The organism is Paracoccus pantotrophus (assembly GCF_008824185.1).
GTDB lineage: Bacteria > Pseudomonadota > Alphaproteobacteria > Rhodobacterales > Rhodobacteraceae > Paracoccus > Paracoccus pantotrophus.
Genome location: NZ_CP044426.1, coordinates 774,059 through 792,806, shown reverse-complemented (window position 1 = coordinate 792,806; position 18,748 = coordinate 774,059). Strand labels below are relative to the sequence as shown.

Sequence of the window (18,748 nt, the reverse complement as noted above, 5' to 3'; positions counted from 1 at the left end):
GACACCCGCGCCGGGCAGTTCGTGGTAATACGCGGTGCGCAAGATGGTCCGCCCGGCACAAGCGCCTCAGCAGACATGCATCCGCCCTGGCACCGTCAGCATCGAACGCACAGCCCGCGCGCCAGCCAACCGGTCGATCAAAGATGGATCGCGATCCAGCCGCTCCAGCATCCGATGCACGGGCTGATCCAGATCGCCGGACATCCGGACCGCCAGCACGCCACCCGGCGCCGGGTAGGCTCGCCCGAACCGGTCGATCATATGCGGATCGGAATCCGACCCGGGGATACCGAGGTCGGGATAGCGGGGCGGCCGCCCAGATTAACCGCCTCGGCAGACCACTGCACAGGCCAGCAGACCGCTTGCCGCGCGGTCGCGGTTCCCCGAGATTTTCAGGTATTGTCCCGATCCCCGGCCATCCAGCCTCTTGCCGTGGCAGGATCAATCCCGCGGCCAGACCAGACCATCCATCAGCTTGCGGGCGGTGCGCAAGGTGCCGGCGGCGGTGACCCGGCCCTGCCCGTCCCGCTCGATCAGCACCTCGGCCGCGCCGGTCGGATGCTCGATCAGAAATCGGCCATCCGCGGGCAGGCTGGCCAGCGCGGCGGCCGGCGTTCCCTCGAGCGTGCAGGCGGTGGCGACGCTGACCGCGGCAAAAACCCCGATCGAAGCATGGCAGCGATGCGGGATGAAGCTGCGCGTGCCGATGGTGCCGCCCTGGGTGGGGGCCGAGACCAGCGTCATCTTGGGCACGGATTTTTCCGCCACATCGCCCAGCTTCATCAGCGGCCCCGCCTTCAGGCGGATCGCCTCGATCCGCGCCTTGAGCGCGGCGTCGCCGTCCAGCGCCTCGCGGCTTTCCTGCCCGCTCAAGCCGAAATCGCCGGCGCGCAGGATGACGCAAGGCATGCCGTTGTCGATCAGCGTGCATTCGAACCCGTCGATGACGTCCACCGCACGCCCCGAAGGCAGCAGCGCCCCGCACATCGACCCGGCGATGTCCTGGAACATCAGCGGGATTGGTGCCGAGGCAAAGGGCACGCCGTCGATCATCGCAGTCCCCTTGTAGCTGACGCGGCCCTGCGGGGTGCGGATCCGGGCCAGCGCCACCTCGCCGGTGTTCAGCATGTGGATACGGACCGGAGTCTCGTCGCCGATGGCGGGCAGCAGGCCGCGCTCGATGGCGGCGGGGCCGACCCCGGCCAGGATATTGCCGCAGCCCTGGGCATCCGACACCAGGGCCTGATCGACAAAGACCTGCAGGAACAGATAATCCACATCGGCATCCGCCCGCGAGGATGGCGACAGGATCGCCACCTTCGAGGTAAGGGGATCCGCGCCGCCGATCCCGTCGATCTGGCGCGGATCGGGGCTGCCCATTATGCGCAGCAGCAGCGCGTCACGGCTGGCGGGATCGGCGGGCAGGTCGCGGGCCAGGAAATAGGCCCCCTTCGAGGTTCCGCCCCGCATCCACAGGCAGGGAATGCCGTCGCTCATGATCACTCCGTAGAGGTATAGGGTGCGAACAGGTCGGAACCGGGCCAATCGCGCGTGCTGACGATGGCGGCATCCGGGCCACGGGTCCAGCTGTCCGCCTTGGTGTAGTCGGCGCCGGGCCTCAGCGCGGCGGTCGCGGGCCAGGGCCAGACCGGGCGCGTCATCGCCGGCAACGGCGGGATCCCCAGATCCTTGATCGCCATCCCGCCGCCGCGCCCTTCATCCCCTTCAGGCTGGCCGAAGCTCGACACCGCGGCGGTGCTGGAGGTCAGGATGGCTTCCGGGGCCTCGTCGCCCTCGACCCAAGCCATCATCGGCGTCAGCAGGTCCAGGTTCGACGGCCCCTCGCCGCCGCTGCAATGGCTGACGCCGGGCAGCAGGTACAGCCGCTCGAACCCGGCAAGGGTGTCCGCGCCCATCACCTCCAGCATCGCCTTGTGCAGGGCCAGCGTGTTGGCGGGGGCGATATGGGGATCGGCCAGCCCGTGCCATAGGATCAGCTTGCCGCCGGCCTGCTGAAAGGCCGACAGGTCGGGATTGGTCGCGTCGAAAAGCGGATGGCGCGGGCGCAGGGCGTCCAGCGTGGCGATGGTGAAGTGCAGATCGTCCAGGGTCATCTGCGGCCGGGCTGGCTCGAAGGCCAGATAGCGCAGCACCGGGTCCACGATCATCGCGCTGAAGGGCTGCTGGTCATGGCTGTCGGGCACGAAGACGCCCTGCCAGTTCAGCTCGGACCCCGGCAGCTGCTGGCCCGGCGTCAGGGGGGCGCTGGTGACCGCGTCGCGGGGACCGTCATAGACCTTGGCCGCGACCTCGGCCTCGGCAGCGGTCAGGCAATCGCCTGCCGGCCCGTCCTTGCAGACCAGCACCGCCGGATCGAAGCTGCAGGCCGCAGGCTGACTGATCAGCCCGTCCCGGACCCCGTCAGCCGTGTCGCAAGCGGCGACGACGGCGCGATGCAGCAGGGGCAGCTTGTCCGACAGCAGGATGGGCTTGCCATCCGCGCCGGTATTGGCGCGCGCCAGCCAGCCGTGATGCAGCGTATTCTGGACCTGGAACAGCATGGCGGGGGCGCCTGCAATGATGCCGTCGAAATCCTCGGGGAAGCGCATGGCCTCCATCAGCCCCTCGCGTCCACCGTCCGAGCAACCGTTGAAATAGCTGTAGCGCGCGTCCTGGCCATAGAAGGCGCGGATCAGCGTCTTTGCGGCCTGTGCCGTGACATGCTGAGCGCGATAGGCGAAGTCCCGGCGCTGCTGATCATCCAGCCCCCATTTGCCGTCTTGGCCGGTATGGCCCATGTCGGTCGCGGCCATGACGAAGCCGCCATCGCTCAGCACCTTGCAGCCCGCCGAGGCGCCCGATTGCAGCGTGATCCGCCCGCAAAGCCCGCCACAGCCGACCTGGAGGTAACGCTGCGTCCAGCTCTCCAGCGGCAGCAGGATCTGGAAATTCACCTTGGGCGCCAGCGTGCCGATGATCGAGCAGACAGGAACGCCGTCGCTGGTGGTTTCGACGGCTTCGGTCACGGCGCTGCCCGGTCCGCCGATGCCGGTCATGTCCGTTCCGGCCAGACTGGCGCATGAGGCGACAGGGGCGACAACCGCCAGATCGGCAGGCGCCGCCCGGCCGCCCACCGGCAGCGACGCCAGCAGCGCCGCGACTAGAAGCGAGGCAGACCGGATCTTGGGCCTAGACATATTTCAGCCCCTTTGCCTCCAGCCTGGGCCGCATGTCGTAGATGTCGAGGCCGAGCTCGCCCGCAGCCAACCGCTGGCGCTTGGCCTCCTCGGCTGCCATGCGCTTGCGGGCGGCGGCCAGCACCGCCTCGGCATCGGCGCGGCGCACCACGCAGACGCCGTCGTCATCTGCGACGATCACGTCGCCCGCCTCGATTCTCTGGCCGGCGCAGACGATGGGCACGTTGACCGAGCCGAGCGTCTCCTTGACCGTGCCCTGGGCGCTGACGGCCCTGGACCAGACCGGGAAACCCATCGCCGTCAGGTCGCGCACATCGCGCACGCCGGCGTCGATCACCAGCCCGCGGCAGCCCCGCGCCATGGCGCTGGTCGCCAGCAGGTCGCCGAAATAGCCGTTGTCGCAAGGGCTGGTCGGAGCGAGGACCAGCACGTCGCCCGCGCGCAGCTGCTCGATGGCAACATGCAGCATCCAGTTGTCGCCGGGCGGCGCGCTGATCGTCACCGCCGATCCGGCGATTCGCGCACCGGCCCAGATCGGCCGCATGTGGCTGGCAAGGCAGCCGATGCGGCCCTGCGCCTCGTGCACGGTGGCGACGCCCGCCTCGGCCAGGCCGGCGATGGTCGCGGCATCGGTGCGCTGGATGTTCTGGACGACTTTTGCCATGGCTCAGCCTTTCCGCACCGGAGGGGTGCCGTGGGTGTGGAATGTCTCGATGGTCTTCAGCCCCCAGGCCTGGCCCTTCCGGCGGTCGGCCTCGGTCCAGATCACCGGCTGCCAGTCGGGCGCCAAGATCAGCCGCGCCCCGGCATTGGCCAGTTCGACCCGGTTGCCGGCGGGCTCCCAGACATAGAGGAAGAAGGTGCCCTGGATGGCGTGCTTGTGCGGCCCGGTCTCGATATGGACGCCGTTCTGCAGGAAGATGTCGGCGGCGCGCAGGATGTCCTCGCGCTGGTCGGTGGCATAGGTGACGTGGTGCAGCCGTCCTTGGCCGCCGCCATGTTCCTCGGTGCAGGCCAGGTCATAGGTCTTGTTGTTGACGGTGAACCAGCAGCCGCCGATGCGGCCGTTGTCGAGCTGGATCAGTTCCGTGACCCGGCTGCCCAGGCAGGTTTCCATGAAACGGCGGAATTCGGTCACGTCCTCGGCCAGCAGGTTCAGGTGATCGAGCCGGCGCGGCGCCGCGCCGGTGAAGGCGCTGGCGGTGTTCTTCAGCGCCGCGCGCTCGGCCTCGGCCTGCGGCTGGTACCAGACGGTATCGTGATAGATCTCGAAGACATGGCCGAAGGGATCCTCGAAGCGGAAGGCGCGGCCGTGGCTCTGGTCGCCATCAATCCAGCCGTGGGTCTTGTAGCCCGAGGCCTCGATGGCGGCCACGCGGCGCTCCAGCGCCTCAGGGCTCGCGGCGCGATAGGCGATATGGCCGACGCCGGTGGTCCCGGCGCGGGTCAGCTTGAGCGAGGCATATTCGTAATCGTCCCAGGCCCGCAGATAGGCGCTGTTCTCGTCCTGCCCCGACAGTTTCAGCCCGTAGACGCGGGTAAAGAAATCCAGGCTGTCCTCGAACCTGTCGGTCAGCATCTCGACATGCGCCAGATGGGCGATGTCCTGGCTGGGATTGGTGGGGGTCATCTCGTCTCCTCCTTGCCCATGCGGGCTATCCGGCCGCCCCTGCAGGGTCAGAGTTCGTCAACCGTGCGCGGGAAGATCGACTGGAATCCCTCGGCATATTTGCAGTCGCGCCCGCCGGACTGGCCGCCCGAGTTGCGCTTGAAGTGATTGGCGCGGTTCTGGGCGACGCGGGTGTAATAGTCCCACAGGTGTTCCTGCCCCGCCATGCATTCGATGGCGGCGCGCTTCTTGTCCCAGACCGGGGTGATGTCGAGGAAGGTGTCGGGCTTCCAGCCCATCTGCTCGGTCTGGTGCGGCTCGAACAGGTAGAGCTGCGGCGCACCCAGCACCTTCTGGCCCGGATTGTGGCCCCAGGCCTGCGCGATCATCCGGCATTCCAGCGCCACCTGCGTCGTATACATGTGGTCGGTATTGTAGGGGTCAAACTGGCTGTGGCTCAGCATGAAGGAAGGCTGGACGTTGCGGATCACATCCACCACGCGGTCCTTGTCGGCGCGGGTCAGTTCCAGCGGGTAGTCGCCCAGGTCGAGACAGACCAGGTCATGCACGCCAAGGGCCTCGGCTGCCTTTTCGGCCTCGGCCCGGCGGGCGTCCTTGACGCGGTCCAGCGTCATGCCCGGCTCTTTCCACAGCTTGGCGCTTTCGCCGCGTTCGCCGAAGGACAGGCACAGCACGGTGACCTCATAACCCTTGGCCGCATGCAGCGCGATGGCCCCACCGCAGCGCCAGACGAAATCGGCAGCATGGGCGGATATGACAAGGGCAGTCTTGGGCATGATGTTCCTCCGTTCCGGTTGCCGCCAGTTTCGGTCCCCGCGGCCCCCGGTTCAAATTGGAAGCACGGCCGGCTTGATAAGTTTTTGCTATTGCGGTCCTTGCTCCGGCCGCGACCGCCACAACCCCCGCCGGCCGCAAGGACGGTGCGGCTGAGTCAGCGCCTCGTCTCTATAGCATAAATTTATGCCAGAGCCCGGCCTTTGAATTGGCGCCTCGCCACCTTTCGGCCTTATCCCCGGGTCAGATGGGCAGACATGCCCCGCAATCCGGGAGGATCACATGAAGCATATGCTGACACTTGCAACGCTGTCGCTGTCGCTGCTGCCTCCGGCAGCGATGGCCGAAACGCTCAAATTCGCCAATTACATGGCGTCAACACATCCCTATGTAGAGGGCGCCTTCGAACCCTTCGCCCAGGCCGTCCAGCAGGGCACCGAGGGCGCGCTGACCGTCAAGCTTTATAATGGCGGCGAGCTGGGTGCCGGTCCGGTCGAGCAATATTCCCGGGTCGTGGACGGCGTGGCCGAACTGGCGGTTTCGCTGCCCGGTTATACCGCCTCGCAATTCCCGCTGACCCTGACCGCCGAACTGCCCGGCCTCCTGGACGAGGCCGACGGCACCCGGACTCTGTGGCAGCACCTGGACGTGCTTGCCCCGGACTACCGTAGGGTCAAGTTGGTGGGCCTGTGGTCCAGCGCCGAAAACGTGCTCTTTACCCGTGCCAAGCCGGTGCGCAGCCTCGACGACGTCAAGGGCATGAAGATCCGCGTGCCCTCGCGCAATACCGGCCTGCTGGTCGAGGCCTGGGGCGCGACCCCGGTCTCGATGCCGGTATCGGAGATCTACAACGCCTTGCAGACCGGCGTCATCGACGGCGCCATGATCGACGGCACCGCGGTCAACGCCTTCAAGCTGGGCGAGGTCGCCAATTACATCACCAAAGGGATGAAAACGACGAATTCGCCCTTTTTCATCCTGATGAACCGCGATGCCTATGCCGATCTGTCGCCGGAACAGCAACAGGTCATCGACGAGGCCGGCAAGCAGGTCTCGCTGGACGGCCAGAAGGTCCAGCTGACCGTGGCCGAAAAGGGCTTTGCCGATTTCGCCGCCGCCGCCGGCAAGGAGGTCATCACCCTGACCGAGACCGAGGCCGCGCCCTTCGACGCGGCAGCCGAAAAGGTGACGGCGGATGCGATCGCCGCAACCGAGGGCGGCCAGGCCGTCGCCGATGCATTGAAGGCGCAATAGGCTATGCAGGCGCAACGCCCCCTGCCCGGCCTGGGCTGGCTCGACCGGGCGACGAGATGGCTGGCCGTGATCGCGGCCGTCGCCCTGATCTTTCTGGTGGTCGTGATCTCGGCCGGGGTCGTGCTGCGCTATGCCTTCGGCACGCCCGTCCTTGGCCTGAACGAAATCAACCAGATGACCGCCGTGGCATTGGTCATGGCCGCGCTACCCTATTGCACGGAACAGCGCGGCCATGTCGGCGTCGACGTCTTCGACAACGCCCTCGGCCGTTGGGGCCGGCTGGCGGGCGACCTGGGCTCGCGCCTGCTTTCGGGCTTCGTGCTGTCGGTGCTGGTCCAGCGCGCCGTGCTGAAGGCGCTGGACGCCCGTGAATTCGGCGACACCACCAACATGCTGGCCCTGCCGATCTGGCCCTTCTACGGCATCCTGGCCCTTGGCATGGCGCTGTGCGTCCTGGTCCTTCTGGCGCAATTCGTCGCGATCCTGCGCAGCGGGGGTGAATGATGGAACCGACCACTGTCGGCCTGCTCGGCATCCTCCTGCTGTTCTTCCTGATGATCTTTCGCACGCCGGTCGCCTTCGCGATGCTGCTGTCGGGCTTTTTCGGCATGTGGGCGCTGGAGGGGTTACGTACGGCAGGCGCGCTGATCCTGACCGAAAGCTATTCCGCCGTCGCCAGCGAAACCCTGATCGTGGTCCCGATGTTCGTGCTTCTGGGCAACATCGCCTCGGCCGCCGGCTTCTCGCGCGGGCTTTACGACGCGGCCTTCGCCTGGGTCGGGCATTTCCGGGGCGGGCTCGCCTCGGCCTCGGTCCTGGGCTGCGCGGCCTTCTCGGCCGTGTCGGGCTCGTCGGTCGCGACGGCGGTGACCATCGGCAAGGTCGCCCTGCCCGAGATGAAGCGGCTGGGCTATGCCGACGGGCTGGCCACAGGCTCGGTCGCGGCGGGCGGCACGCTGGGCTTCCTGATCCCGCCCTCGACCGGCTTCGTGCTTTACGCGATCCTGACCGAGCAATCCATCGGCCGGTTGTTCATGGCGGGCATCCTGCCGGGCCTCCTGCTGATGGTGCTGTTCATGGCGACGGTCTGGCTGGTGGCCCTGCGCGACCCTGCCCAGGCACCGGCTGGGCCGAACGTCCCCATCTCCGGGCGACTGCGCAGCCTCGGGCAGGCCGGGCCGCTGCTCGCGGTGATGGTGCTGACCATCGGCGGCATCTATGTCGGCGCCTTCACCCCGGTCGAGGCCTCGGGCATCGGCGCGGCGCTGGTGATCCTGCTGGCGCTCGCATCGCGCCGGCTCAGCTGGGCGGGCTTCGCCGATGCGGTCATGGATACGCTCAAGACCTCGGCCATGCTCTACATGATCGTCATCGGCGCCAATGTGCTGAACCCGTTCTTCGCCGTCACCCAGATCCCGGCGCTGCTGGGCGAGGGATTGCAGGGGTCGGGCCTTGGCCCCTATGGCACGCTGGTCGTCATCATCCTGGTCTATGTCGTGATGGGCATGTTCATGGACGGGTTGTCCATGTTGGTGATCTCGATCCCGATCGTCTTTCCGGTCGTCACCTCGCTGGGTTTCGATCCGATCTGGTTCGGCGTGATCGCCGTGATCGTGATCGAGATGGGGATGATCACCCCGCCGGTCGGCCTGAACGTCTTCGTCGTCCGTGGCGTGGCGCAGGACGTGCCGCTGACCACGGTGTTCCGCGGCGTGATGCCCTTTCTGCTGGCGATGATCCTGGGCCTGGTGCTGATCATCCTGATGCCGCAGATTGCCTTGCTGATCCCGAATACGATGTTCGGCTGAGGCGGCCCAAGGCACATGGGCGCGGCATAAGCGCAGGCTATTTCCGGTCTGCCCTTGGCCGCGTCGCACCTTCCGGAATTCAACTGAAATGCGAGGAGAAGACCATGAGCGACGAGCGATTGCCAAGGATCGCCTTCATCGGTTTCGGCGAGGCGGCCGAAGCCTTTGCAAAGGGCTGGGGCCGCGACCTGTCCGCCGGGCTGCACGCCTATGACGAGAAATGCGACGATGCCCAGGCGCGGGCCCTGCCCGCCGGGCGGGCCGAGGCGACGGGCGTCACCCTTGCCGCCGACCGCGCCGGGGCCTTGCGGGATGCCGGCGCCGTCTTCTGCCTGGTGACGGCGGATCGCGCAGTGCTGGCAGCCGAACAGGCGGCGCCGCACTTGGCGCCGGGGGCGCTCTGGCTGGACGGCAACAGTTGCTCGCCCGGCGCAAAGCGCCGCGCCGCCGGCATCGTCGAGACGGCCGGCGGGCGCTATGTCGATGTCGCGATCATGGCGCCGGTCTATCCCCGGCTGCACCGCACGCCGCTGCTGATCGCCGGCCCCCATGCCGGGCAGGCGCTGGCGATGCTGGAGGCGCTTGGCATGACGGCGCAGGTCTCGGGGGCCGAGGTGGGGCAGGCCTCGGCGATCAAGATGATCCGCTCGGTGATGATCAAGGGGATGGAGGCGCTGACCGCCGAATGCCTCCTGGCCGCGCGCCGGGCCGGGATCGAGGACCGGGTACTGGGCTCACTCCAGGCATCGAATCCCGATATCGACTGGCCACGCCAGGCCGCCTACAACCTTGAGCGAATGATGGTCCATGGCCGCCGTCGCGCCGCCGAGATGCGCGAGGTCGCCGCCACGCTGTCCGAGCTTGGCCTGCCGAACGGGTTGGCCAACGCCACCGCCGATTGGCAGCAGCGCATCGGCGACCTGGGCCTGCCGGCGGGCACCGACAGCTATCCCGAGCGCGCCGATGCCATCCTGGGCCGGTTCGCCGGGCAGGACCGGGATCAGGACAGCAGCGCGGCCGTGCGGCAAAGCTGATCCATGAAATCCCGCTGCGTCCGCGTCGGCTCCCAGCCGGCGCGGGTGGTGATGCCGATTGGCCGCATGGCGTTGGGCAGCCGCACCGGCAGGATCGACAGCGCCTCGGATTCCACCTCGGCCTGCATCCGCGACACCCCGCCCAGATGATCGCTCTCGCGCAGGATCTCGCGCATCATGATGACGGAGGAGGTCTCGACGATGTCCACCGGCGCGCGTGCCGCGAAATAGGTGTCGAGGATCCGCCGGAGCGGCGTCGAGCGGCGCGGCATTACCCAGGGATAGGCCGCAAGGTCCTGGATGCCCGGATCAGCCTTCCAGATCAGGGGATGGTCCCGCCGCGCCACGACCACCACCTCATCGTCGAAAAGCCGCCTCTGCTCGATATCCTCGATCGGGCTGGGCAGGCGCAGCGCACCCAGCATCATGTCGATCTCGCCCCGGCGCAGCCCCAGAAGCAATTCGTCGTAGCGCCCGTCGATGACCTGAAAGGGAAAGCTCGGCCGGGCCTTGCGAAAGGCCAGGATCGCCCGTGGCAGCCAGCCTGAGCGCGACAATGGCAATGCCCCGATCACGATGCGCCCGACCTCGCGGCCGTCGAGCGCGGCGAGGTCGGATTCCGCCTGTTCCAGTTCGGCCAGGGCCAGCCTTGCGGCCTGCGCCAGTTGCAATGCCGCGCGGGTCGCGATCAGGCCATGCGCGGTGCGCTGGAAAAAGACCGTCCCGGCCGCGTCCTCCAGCATGGTGGTCGAGCGGTGGACGGTCGGCTGCGCCAGACCCAGCCGGCGCGCGGCCAGGGTAAAGTTCTCGGTCTCGGTCACGGCGATCAGGGCGACCAACTGCTGCCAGGTCGCCTGGATGCGGATGGCGCGGTCCATGTCGGCCATGGCCCTGTCCAGCATCCGCAGCGCCCGGTCGGCGCGATGGTGCAGGATCTCGCCGGCCTCGGTCAGGAACAGGCCCTGCGGGCTGCGCTGGAACAGCGCATGGCCGCTGTCCCGCGCCAGCTTGGCCATGGCCTGCGTGACCGCCGGTTGCGAGACATGGTTCGACTCGGCCGCGCGGGTGACGGAATTCGTGCGCCCCAGAACCAGGAACATCCTGAGATGGCGGATACTGGCGGCCATGGTCGTTCTCCTTCCCGCTCAGGTTATGGGCGGTGGGCGCGGCCGGCAAGTCGCCGGCCCTTGCTTATCTCAGGGCCTCGGCGATCAGGCCCAGCGGATGCGCCGGAACCCGCCCCGCCAGCCGTTCGGCCTGGCACCGGCAGGAGAACCCGGCGGCAAGCACCGTCTCGCCCGATTCCAGGTGCTCGCGCCATGACAGGTCGAACAGCTTGCGCGACATGGCCTGGTGCCGGTTCTGGTGGCCGAACAGCCCGGCCATGCCGCAGCATCCGGTCGCCGGGGTCTGGACCTGCATGCCCAGGGCCTGAAAGACGCGCGCCCAAAGCGCCCCTGCCTCGGGCAGTCCGGTCGCCTCGGTGCAATGGGACAGAAGCCGCGCCGTCTGCCCGGCGCGGGCCTGCGGAAAGCGGCGGCGCCTGGCCTCGGCAGACAGGAATTCCTGCGGCAGCAGGACCGGCGGCGGGGCAAAGCCCGCCCTAGGATAATCCTGGCGCAGCATCATCGCAAAGGCGGGCTCGAAGGCGACCAGCGGCGCGCCGGTCGCTGCCGCGCGGTCAAGCCGCCGGACCAGGGTACGCGCCATCGCCTCGAACCCGGCCCGGTCGCCCGCCCCCTGCGCCGCCTTGCCGGCCGGGCGCATCCGCAGCAGCCTGGGCCGATAGCCCAGCACCCGCAGCCCGGCGATCACCTGGTGCTGAACCCGGCCGTCGAAAAGCGCGGTGAACCAGTCCTGGACCAGAATCACGCTGCCCTCGGGCAAGGCGTCCGCCAGATCGGCCTCGTCCAGCCAGAGATCCCGCGGCAGGCGCGCGATCCGCCGGGGCAGGTCGCGGCTGCCGGTCAGCCATTCGGCAAGCCGCGCGGCCAGGGGCCAGAGGGGCGCCAGCACTGGGGCAAAGCGCAGGGCCAGCGGGCTGAACCGCTCGGCCGCCAGGATCAGCCGGTCGGCCATCGGCCGGGCATGACGGGCGAAATAATCCGCCAGGAAGGCCGCGCGCATGGTCGGGATGTCCACCTGGACCGGACAGGCGGAGGCACAGGCCTTGCAGCCCAGGCAGGTGTCGAGAACGGCGCGCAGGTCGGCCTCGCGGCGCGGCAGGTCGGGGCCTTCCTCTTGCCGGGCCTTGTGCCAGGCGCGCAGCGCATCGGCACGCCCCTTGGGGCTGTGGCGCAGGTCGGCGGTGGCCTTGAAACTGGGACACATCGGCGTCGCGGCCGCATAGCTCAGGCATTGCGCATTGCCATTGCAGCGAAAGGCGCGCTCCAGCGGGTCGCCCTCGGGCGCGTTGAAATCGCGAAAGGGCGTCGTGGCGATCCCCATGATCGCACCGCCATTGCTGACCAGCTTGCCGGGGTTAAAGCGTCCCGACGGGTCGAAGGCGGCCTTGACGCCTTGCAGCGCCGCATAGGCTTCGGGCCCGATCCATTCGCGCAGATAGGCGCCGCGCAGCCCCTTGCCATGTTCGCCCCAGAAGATGCCGCCATGCTGCCGCGTCAGGGCGAATACCGCGTCCGATACGGCGACCAGCCGCGCCCGGTCCCGCGGGCTGTCGATGTTCAGCGCCGGGCGGATATGCAGGCAGCCCACATCGACATGGCCATGGATGCCGAACCCCAACCCGTTGCGCGACAGGATGTCCAGGAAACCGTCGATGAAGGCGGGCAGGTTCTCGGGCGGCACTACCGCATCCTCGACGAAGGCGATGGGCCGCGCGGCACCGTCCACCTTGCCCAGCAGCCCGACACCCGCCGAGCGGATCGCCCAGAGTTCGCGGATCTCGGCCGGGTCGGCGGCCACATGCAGGGCGCCGGCATCGGGCAATCCCCGCAGGATCCGGCGGCAATGGTCTAGTTTTCGGTCAAGCAGCGCGGCATCATCGCCATTCAGCTCGATGAAGAGATAGGCGACGCGACGTTCCCTTCCGGCCCGCAGGCCGGACGGCAACCGCCGCAGGATGCCGGCCTGTTCGGCGATGGCCTGCACGGTCTCGTCCATCACCTCGATGGCCGTCGGATCGGCCGCCAGCAATGGCGAGGCCGCGGCCAGCGCCCCGCGAAAACTGTCGAAGCCGACGACGATCAGGCGCTTTTCGCGCGGGATCCGGCGTAGCCGGACGCGGATGCGGCTCAGCAGGCCCAATGTGCCCTCGGCCCCAAGAAACAGCCGCCACCACTGAAAGCCGCCCTGGTCAGGGCAGGCGCGTTCCAGGTCATAGCCGGTGAAACGGCGGTTCAGGCGGGGCGTATTGGCGACGAAGGCCGCGCGGCCGGCCCTTGCAGCGGCCTCGGCGCGGGCCAGCATGCCGCGCGCCCAGTCCGGCGGGGCGGCCAGGCTATCCAGCAGCCCCTGCGGCCGGGCGATCTGCAATCCCAGGATATTGTCCGAGGTCTTGCCATAGATGCGCGATCCCTTGCCCGAGGCATCGGTGCCAACCATCCCGCCGATGGTGCAGCGGCTGGCAGTCGAGGTCTCGGGCGCAAAGAACCAGCCGGTTTCACGGATCTGCTCGTTCAGGTCGTCCAGCACCATGCCCGGCTGAACATCGGCCCAACCCGCCTTTTCGTCGATGGCGATCAGCCGGTTCATGTGGCGGCGCATATCGACGATCACACCCCGGTTCAGGCTTTGCCCGTTGGTCCCGGTGCCGCCGCCCCGCGCCGTGACGGCGATGCCGGCGAATGCGGGCTGCTCAACGACCCGAAGCAGTCGCACCAGATCGTCGGCATCGCGAGGCGCGACGATCAGGTCCGGGAAAATCTGGTAGACCGAATTGTCGGTGGACATGGCGGCGCGCAATGCGCTGTCGACCTCGATCTCGCCGGCAAAGCCGGCCCGCCGCAGCGCGGAAGCGAGTTGGTCGAAAGTTCCCGATGCGATTGCGCCGTCCAGCATGGCCATCCCCAAATCCGTGTCCCGGACAGTTGACCACGGATCATAAATTCATAAAAATGCAAATAAATGAAACTGAATGCAGATAATCTGAACATAAACCTGCGCCATCTGCGCGCCCTTCACGCCATTGCGCAGGAGGGCAGCTTCAGCGCGGCGGCAGCGCGGCTGGGCATCGTGCCGTCCGCCCTCTCGGCCCTGATCCGCCATCTCGAGGAGAGCATCGGCGCGGCGCTTTTCGACCGCAGCATCCGGCCCGCGGCGATGACGCCCTTGGCGCACGCCTTTCTCGATGACACGGCGCCGCTGCTCGAAGGCATGGATCGCGCGGTCACGCGACTGCGGCAAAATGCCGGGCTGGAGACCGGATCGCTTGCCATCGGTGCTTCACCCTCTGCCATTTCAGAATTGCTGGCGCCGCTGCTGGCGGACTTCCTGGCCGACAAGCCGCAGGTGCGATGCCTGCTGCATGACGACATCGCCGAGAACCTGGCCGGAATGGTGGCCGACGGCCAGCTGGACATGGCCATCGCCGGGCGCGCGCTGTATTCCCCGGACCTGCGCCAAAGCGAGGTTCTTCGCGACGAATTCGGCCTGGCCTGCCGCCGCGACGACGACCTGGCCGGGGGGCCGGTGCGATTGCGCGATCTGCGCGATCGCGTGCTGATCGGGCTTTCGACCCAGACCGGCACCCATCGGCTGCTGGCGCAAAGCGGCTTGCCCCAGGCCCTGCTGGATACTCGCCTCATCGCCCATTCCACGGTCGCGCAGCTTTGCATGATCCGAGCCGGAATGGGGGTGGCGCTGCTGCCGCGCAATGCAGTGCACCTGTTTCGCGATCCGCAGATCGGCTTCCTTCGCATCGAGGATTTCGAGTTGCAGCGCGTGCTTTACCTGATCGAACCGGCACGCCGCCCGCTGTCGCCAATCGCCGCCGCGTTCATCCGCCTGTTCCGGGCGCATATCGCGTCGCGGCATCCGGAATGAGGCGTGGCCGGGGCAGTGGGCATCCGGCCGGCCGGACGAACCCGTCCTTGATGATCTGGATAGCCACGGCATCAGCGCGGCAATCCGGATCAGGTGTCGAAGCGGTAAAGCGTCGCCGGGTTCTCGACCAGGATGCGTTCACGCAGGGTTTCATCCGGCACCCATTCGGACAGGAGGTCGATCAGGGTGGCATCGTCGGGATAGGCTGCCTGACCGCGATGTGGCCAGTCGCTGCCCCAGACCATGCGCTCGGGCGCGACAGCGGCAAAGGCCTTGGCGACCCGCGTCGCATCGGCATAGGCAGGCGCGCCCGTTTCCGTGTTCAGATAGGCGCCAGACAGCTTGAGCCAGGTGTTGCCGCCGTCCAGAAGTCGTTTGATGGTATCGAAGCCTGGATGATCCGTGCCTAGTTCGGCTGGCAGGCGCCCCAGATGGTCGATGACCAGCGGGACCGGAAGACTGGCCAAGATCGCGCCCATTGCGACGATCTGGTCGCCTGTCGCATAGATCTGGACATGCCAGCCCAGCGGCGCGATCAGACGGCAGGTTTCCTGCAGACGCTCGACGGTGGTTTCACCCCAAGACTGCGCCGAAACGAAGTTGACGCGTGCGCCGACAGCGCCCCGATCCGCCATCTCGCGCAACTCGTTTTCGGCAATGTCGAGATCGATGACAACGACGGCCCGCGCATCTGTGCCCATCTCTTGCACCGCCTCAAGCGTGCAGCGGTTATCCGTGCCATAGGTCGAGGGGTTCACGATCACCGTGCGGCCGGTGCCAATCCTGGCCTGAAGCTTGCGATATGCGGCTACCGTCGCGTCCTCGACCGGCTGCCCCTTCCAATGCGGCGAGGCAGGAAACCGGGTGTCGAAAATATGGATATGAGAGTCGCATGCATTTTGCGGAACACGCAGCCGCGGTGCTGCGTCACCCGAGGAAAATGGCGCCGCCTGTGCGCTTGCCCTGTTACCCAGTGCAAGAAGGGCCGCGGCCGCGCCGGCGGCCTGAAGCATCGCCCGACGGCTTATTGCATTCATGGTCATGTAAGTTCCTTCCGAGCGATTGGAATGAAAACGGCCGGAGGCGTCTCCGGCCGTTGCGATTTCACGCCTCTTCCTCCTGGAAGGCCTCCTCGCGCTTCTTGCGGAAGCTGGGCAGGATCATCAGCGCCAGCAGGATCACGGTCGCGATCAGCATCACCAGGCTGATCGGACGCTCGACGAAGATGCTCGCATCGCCCTGGGTGATCAGCATGGTGCGGCGCAGGTTCGATTCCAGCAATGGACCAAGCACGAAGCCCAGCAGCAGCGGACCCGGCTCGCATTTCGCCTTGCGGAAGGCATAGCCCAGCAACCCGAAGCCGGCAGCCAGCAGCACGTCGAAGATGCGATTGTTCATCGAATAGACGCCGACGCAGCAGAACAGCAGGATTGCCGGATAAAGCAGGCGGTAAGGCACGGTCAGCAGCTTTACCCACAGTCCGATCAGCGGCATGTTGATGATGACCAGCAGCGCGTTGCCGATCCACATGCTGGCGACCAGGCCCCAGAAGATTTCGGGCTGGTTGGTCAGCACGCTGGGTCCCGGCGTGATGCCGTGGATCATGAAGGCCGACAGCATCATCGCCATCATGTTGTTGGACGGGATGCCCAGCGTCAGCAGCGGGATGAAGGACGATTGCGCGGCTGCGTTGTTGGCAGCCTCGGGCGAGGCGACGCCCTCGACCACGCCGGTGCCGAACTTTTCCGGCGTTCTCGACACCTTCTTTTCCAGCGAATAGGCGCTGAAGGACGCCAGCGTGGCGCCGCCGCCCGGCAGGATGCCGAGGAAGGTGCCGATGCCGGTGCCGCGCAGCACCGCGGGCCAGGCGCGGCGGAAATCCTCGCGCGTCGGCCACAGCCGGGTCAGGCGGGCAACCGTCACGCCGGCCGAGCCGCTGCGTTCCAGGTTCGCGATGATCTCGGAAAAGCCGAACAGGCCGATGGCGATGACGGTGAACTCGACCCCGTCGAACAACTCCAGCGATCCGAAGGTCAGGCGCTCGGCCCCGGTGGCCTGATCGGTGCCGACCATGCCGAACAGCAGGCCGATCAGGATCATGCCGATGGCCTTCAGCACCGGGCCGCTGGCCAGGATCGTCGCGGCCAGCAGGCCGAAGATCATCAGCGAGACATACTCGGCCGGCCCGAAATTCAGCGCAAAGCCCGCCAGCATGGGACCGGCGATGGCGATGCCGAAGGTCGCGACCGTGCCGGCAAAGAACGATCCCAGCGCCGCGACCGCCAGCGCCGACCCCGCCCGGCCCTGTCGCGCCATCTGGTAGCCGTCCAGCGTCGTGACCACGGCCGAGGCCTCGCCCGGTAGGTTCACCAGGATGGCCGTGGTCGAGCCGCCGTATTGCGCGCCGTAATAGATGCCCGCCAGCATGATGATCCCGGCAAGCGGCGGCAGGAAGAAGGTGATCGGCAACAGGACCGCGATGGTTGCGGTCGGGCCGATCCCCGGCAGCACCCCGATCAGCGTGCCAAGAAGCGCACCGATCAGGCAGAACCCGAGGTTTGCGGGGCTCATCGCCTCGGAAAACCCCAGCAACAGAAGATCAAAGATTTCCATGATGTTTTCCTCGGCTCAGAACGGCCAGATCTTCATCTGGACGCCAAGGCCGTAGATGAAGACCAATGCGCCAAACAGGGTCAGGCCGCCTGCCAGCAGCAATGTCGTGCGCCACCGCCCACCGGGATCGGCCAGCGATCCGGCGATGATCAGCCACAGCGACGCGACGACGAAACCGGCATGTTCGGCAAGATAGGCAAAGCCGACGATCGACAGCACGATCACCGCCAGCGGCCGCAGCTTCATCGCCTCCAAGGGCTCACCCTGGCGATGCAGGGCCGAAAAGCCGATGACGGCGCCCAGGACGATCAGCCCCCCGCAGACAACGCGGGGCAGAAAGCCCGGCCCCATCTGCGCCAGCGTTCCCTGATCCAGCGGCCGCGAAAGCCACAGGCCGAGCACGCCGAATCCGATGAATAGCGCCGCCGTCAGAAGATCGGGCATGTCCCCTCTTTTCGTCGTGCCCGGCCCGGTCATCACTGTCCCTCTTTGATCAGCGCGAAGATATCGCGGTAGCGCTCGAGCCGTGCAGGCATGGCTTCCTTCCACTCGGCACCCGACTGGAACGCCAGGGGCAGGGATTGTTGCTTGGCCTGGGCCTGGAATTCGGGGTTGGCCAAGGCCGCGTCGACGGCCTCGGCCAGGCGGGCGCGGATTTCCTCGGGCACTTCGCAGCGCGCGGCAAGGCCACGCTCGGAGGACATGATGACGTCGAAGCCCTGTTCCTTGGCGGTCGGCAGATCCTCGGCTAGGACCGAGCGTTCCTCGGCGAACTGGGCCAGCGCGCGCATCGCGCCCTTGTCGGCGGTGGCGTATTCGCCGACATTCAGTCCGATGGCGGTGATGTGGCCGCCCAGAAGCGCGGTCTTGGCCTCGTTGGCGCCGGCAAAGGGAACTGCCGTCAGGTCCACGCCCGCCGAACGCTCCAGTTGCAGCATCGCCAGATGCTCGTCGGTGCCGACGCCGGTGGTGCCGATGGACACGGCACCCGGGTTTTCCCTGGCATGGGCGACGAGATCCTCCAGCGTCTGGAAGTCCGAGCCCGCGGGAACGATGAAGGTGCCGGGGTCCTCGACGATGCGCGCGATCGGGCAGATCTCCTCGGGGTCGAAGCGCGGCTTGCGGTCGATCTGCATGGTCAGGAAGCCGGGCGTATTCAGCGACGAGACGGTGTAGCCATCCGGCCGCGCCTGCGCCAGCGCGGTATAGGTGATCTCGCCTGCCGCCCCGGGACGGTTCAGCACCGGAAACTGCGTGCCCAGTTCCGCCTCAAGATAGGGAGCAAGGGTGCGCAGCATGATGTCGGTGCCGCCCCCGGGAGCGAAGGCGACGATCATCTCGATTGGTCGATCGGTCGGCCAGTCGGCATGGGCCATGGTCGCGGCCGATGCGAACAGCGCCGCAGCAAGCGGCAGACTCGTTTTAGCGGACATA

At 67.4% G+C, this 18,748-nt stretch carries 17 protein-coding genes; 5 read left to right on the top strand and 12 right to left on the bottom strand.

Annotation, left to right across the window (positions count from 1 at the left end):
* Positions 1-66: 66 nt before the first annotated feature.
* The 6 genes from ESD82_RS14320 to ESD82_RS14295 all read right to left on the bottom strand — a co-directional run bounded on the left by ESD82_RS14320 (position 67) and on the right by ESD82_RS14295 (position 5,603).
* Positions 67-261: a hypothetical protein gene (locus ESD82_RS14320; protein WP_147428060.1), complete on the bottom strand. Its 195-nt coding sequence runs from the start codon at positions 259-261 to the stop codon at positions 67-69.
* Positions 262-441: 180 nt separating this feature from the next.
* Complete coding sequence (locus ESD82_RS14315) at positions 442-1,497, bottom strand: 4-oxalomesaconate tautomerase (protein WP_208852075.1); 1,056 nt, start codon at positions 1,495-1,497, stop codon at positions 442-444.
* Between the two features lie 2 nt (positions 1,498-1,499).
* Entirely contained in the window at positions 1,500-3,197 is a 1,698-nt protein-coding gene (locus ESD82_RS14310) for a tannase/feruloyl esterase family alpha/beta hydrolase (RefSeq protein ID WP_147428061.1), read from the bottom strand.
* Positions 3,190-3,861 carry a 4-carboxy-4-hydroxy-2-oxoadipate aldolase/oxaloacetate decarboxylase gene (locus ESD82_RS14305; protein ID WP_147428062.1) on the bottom strand — a complete coding sequence of 224 codons (672 nt, stop codon included), beginning with the start codon at positions 3,859-3,861 and terminating at the stop codon, positions 3,190-3,192. Before ESD82_RS14305 ends, ESD82_RS14310 begins: the two co-directional genes overlap by 8 nt.
* Before the next feature lie 3 nt (positions 3,862-3,864).
* Positions 3,865-4,827 carry a VOC family protein gene (locus tag ESD82_RS14300; protein ID WP_147428063.1) on the bottom strand — a complete coding sequence of 321 codons (963 nt, stop codon included), beginning with the start codon at positions 4,825-4,827 and terminating at the stop codon, positions 3,865-3,867.
* Positions 4,828-4,874: 47 nt separating this feature from the next.
* Positions 4,875-5,603 (bottom strand): PIG-L deacetylase family protein, encoded by a 729-nt coding sequence (locus ESD82_RS14295; RefSeq protein ID WP_147428064.1) that lies wholly within the window; start codon positions 5,601-5,603, stop codon positions 4,875-4,877.
* Positions 5,604-5,883: 280 nt separating this feature from the next.
* On the opposite strand from ESD82_RS14295, the gene ESD82_RS14290 reads away from it, so the two are divergent.
* The 4 genes from ESD82_RS14290 to ESD82_RS14275 all read left to right on the top strand — a co-directional run bounded on the left by ESD82_RS14290 (position 5,884) and on the right by ESD82_RS14275 (position 9,697).
* Positions 5,884-6,855, top strand: coding sequence for a TRAP transporter substrate-binding protein (locus tag ESD82_RS14290; protein WP_147428065.1), 972 nt, complete (start codon positions 5,884-5,886; stop codon positions 6,853-6,855).
* Positions 6,856-6,858: 3 nt separating this feature from the next.
* Entirely contained in the window at positions 6,859-7,359 is a 501-nt protein-coding gene (locus tag ESD82_RS14285) for a TRAP transporter small permease (RefSeq protein ID WP_147428066.1), read from the top strand.
* Complete coding sequence (locus tag ESD82_RS14280) at positions 7,359-8,663, top strand: TRAP transporter large permease (protein WP_147428319.1); 1,305 nt, start codon at positions 7,359-7,361, stop codon at positions 8,661-8,663. Before ESD82_RS14285 ends, ESD82_RS14280 begins: the two co-directional genes overlap by 1 nt.
* Before the next feature lie 104 nt (positions 8,664-8,767).
* Complete coding sequence (locus tag ESD82_RS14275; protein WP_208852074.1) at positions 8,768-9,697, top strand: NAD(P)-dependent oxidoreductase; 930 nt, start codon at positions 8,768-8,770, stop codon at positions 9,695-9,697.
* Here ESD82_RS14275 and ESD82_RS14270 read toward each other — a convergent pair.
* Together ESD82_RS14270 and ESD82_RS14265 are read right to left on the bottom strand one after the other, a co-directional pair.
* Complete coding sequence (locus ESD82_RS14270; protein WP_147428067.1) at positions 9,664-10,824, bottom strand: LysR family transcriptional regulator; 1,161 nt, start codon at positions 10,822-10,824, stop codon at positions 9,664-9,666. The two genes, ESD82_RS14275 and ESD82_RS14270, sit on opposite strands and share 34 nt — an antisense overlap.
* A gap of 64 nt (positions 10,825-10,888) precedes the next feature.
* The gene (locus tag ESD82_RS14265; protein ID WP_244314581.1) at positions 10,889-13,723 is read right to left on the bottom strand and encodes an FAD-binding and (Fe-S)-binding domain-containing protein; all 2,835 of its coding nucleotides are present in this window, start codon (positions 13,721-13,723) and stop codon (positions 10,889-10,891) included.
* Positions 13,724-13,783: 60 nt separating this feature from the next.
* Here ESD82_RS14265 and ESD82_RS14260 point away from each other — a divergent pair, with 60 nt between their 5' ends.
* Positions 13,784-14,701, top strand: coding sequence for a LysR family transcriptional regulator (locus ESD82_RS14260; RefSeq protein ID WP_147428068.1), 918 nt, complete (start codon positions 13,784-13,786; stop codon positions 14,699-14,701).
* Positions 14,702-14,790: 89 nt separating this feature from the next.
* Here the strand turns inward: ESD82_RS14260 and ESD82_RS14255 are convergent, their stop codons facing one another.
* From ESD82_RS14255 to ESD82_RS14240, 4 genes are all read right to left on the bottom strand, one after another.
* Positions 14,791-15,744 carry an amidohydrolase family protein gene (locus ESD82_RS14255; RefSeq protein ID WP_147428069.1) on the bottom strand — a complete coding sequence of 318 codons (954 nt, stop codon included), beginning with the start codon at positions 15,742-15,744 and terminating at the stop codon, positions 14,791-14,793.
* Positions 15,745-15,805: 61 nt separating this feature from the next.
* Positions 15,806-17,314 carry a tripartite tricarboxylate transporter permease gene (locus ESD82_RS14250; protein ID WP_147428070.1) on the bottom strand — a complete coding sequence of 503 codons (1,509 nt, stop codon included), beginning with the start codon at positions 17,312-17,314 and terminating at the stop codon, positions 15,806-15,808.
* A gap of 15 nt (positions 17,315-17,329) precedes the next feature.
* On the bottom strand, positions 17,330-17,758 hold the full coding sequence (locus ESD82_RS14245; RefSeq protein WP_208852073.1) for a tripartite tricarboxylate transporter TctB family protein: 429 nt from the start codon (positions 17,756-17,758) through the stop codon (positions 17,330-17,332).
* Positions 17,759-17,790: 32 nt separating this feature from the next.
* Positions 17,791-18,747 (bottom strand): tripartite tricarboxylate transporter substrate binding protein, encoded by a 957-nt coding sequence (locus ESD82_RS14240; protein WP_147428072.1) that lies wholly within the window; start codon positions 18,745-18,747, stop codon positions 17,791-17,793.
* Position 18,748: the final 1 nt, after the last annotated feature.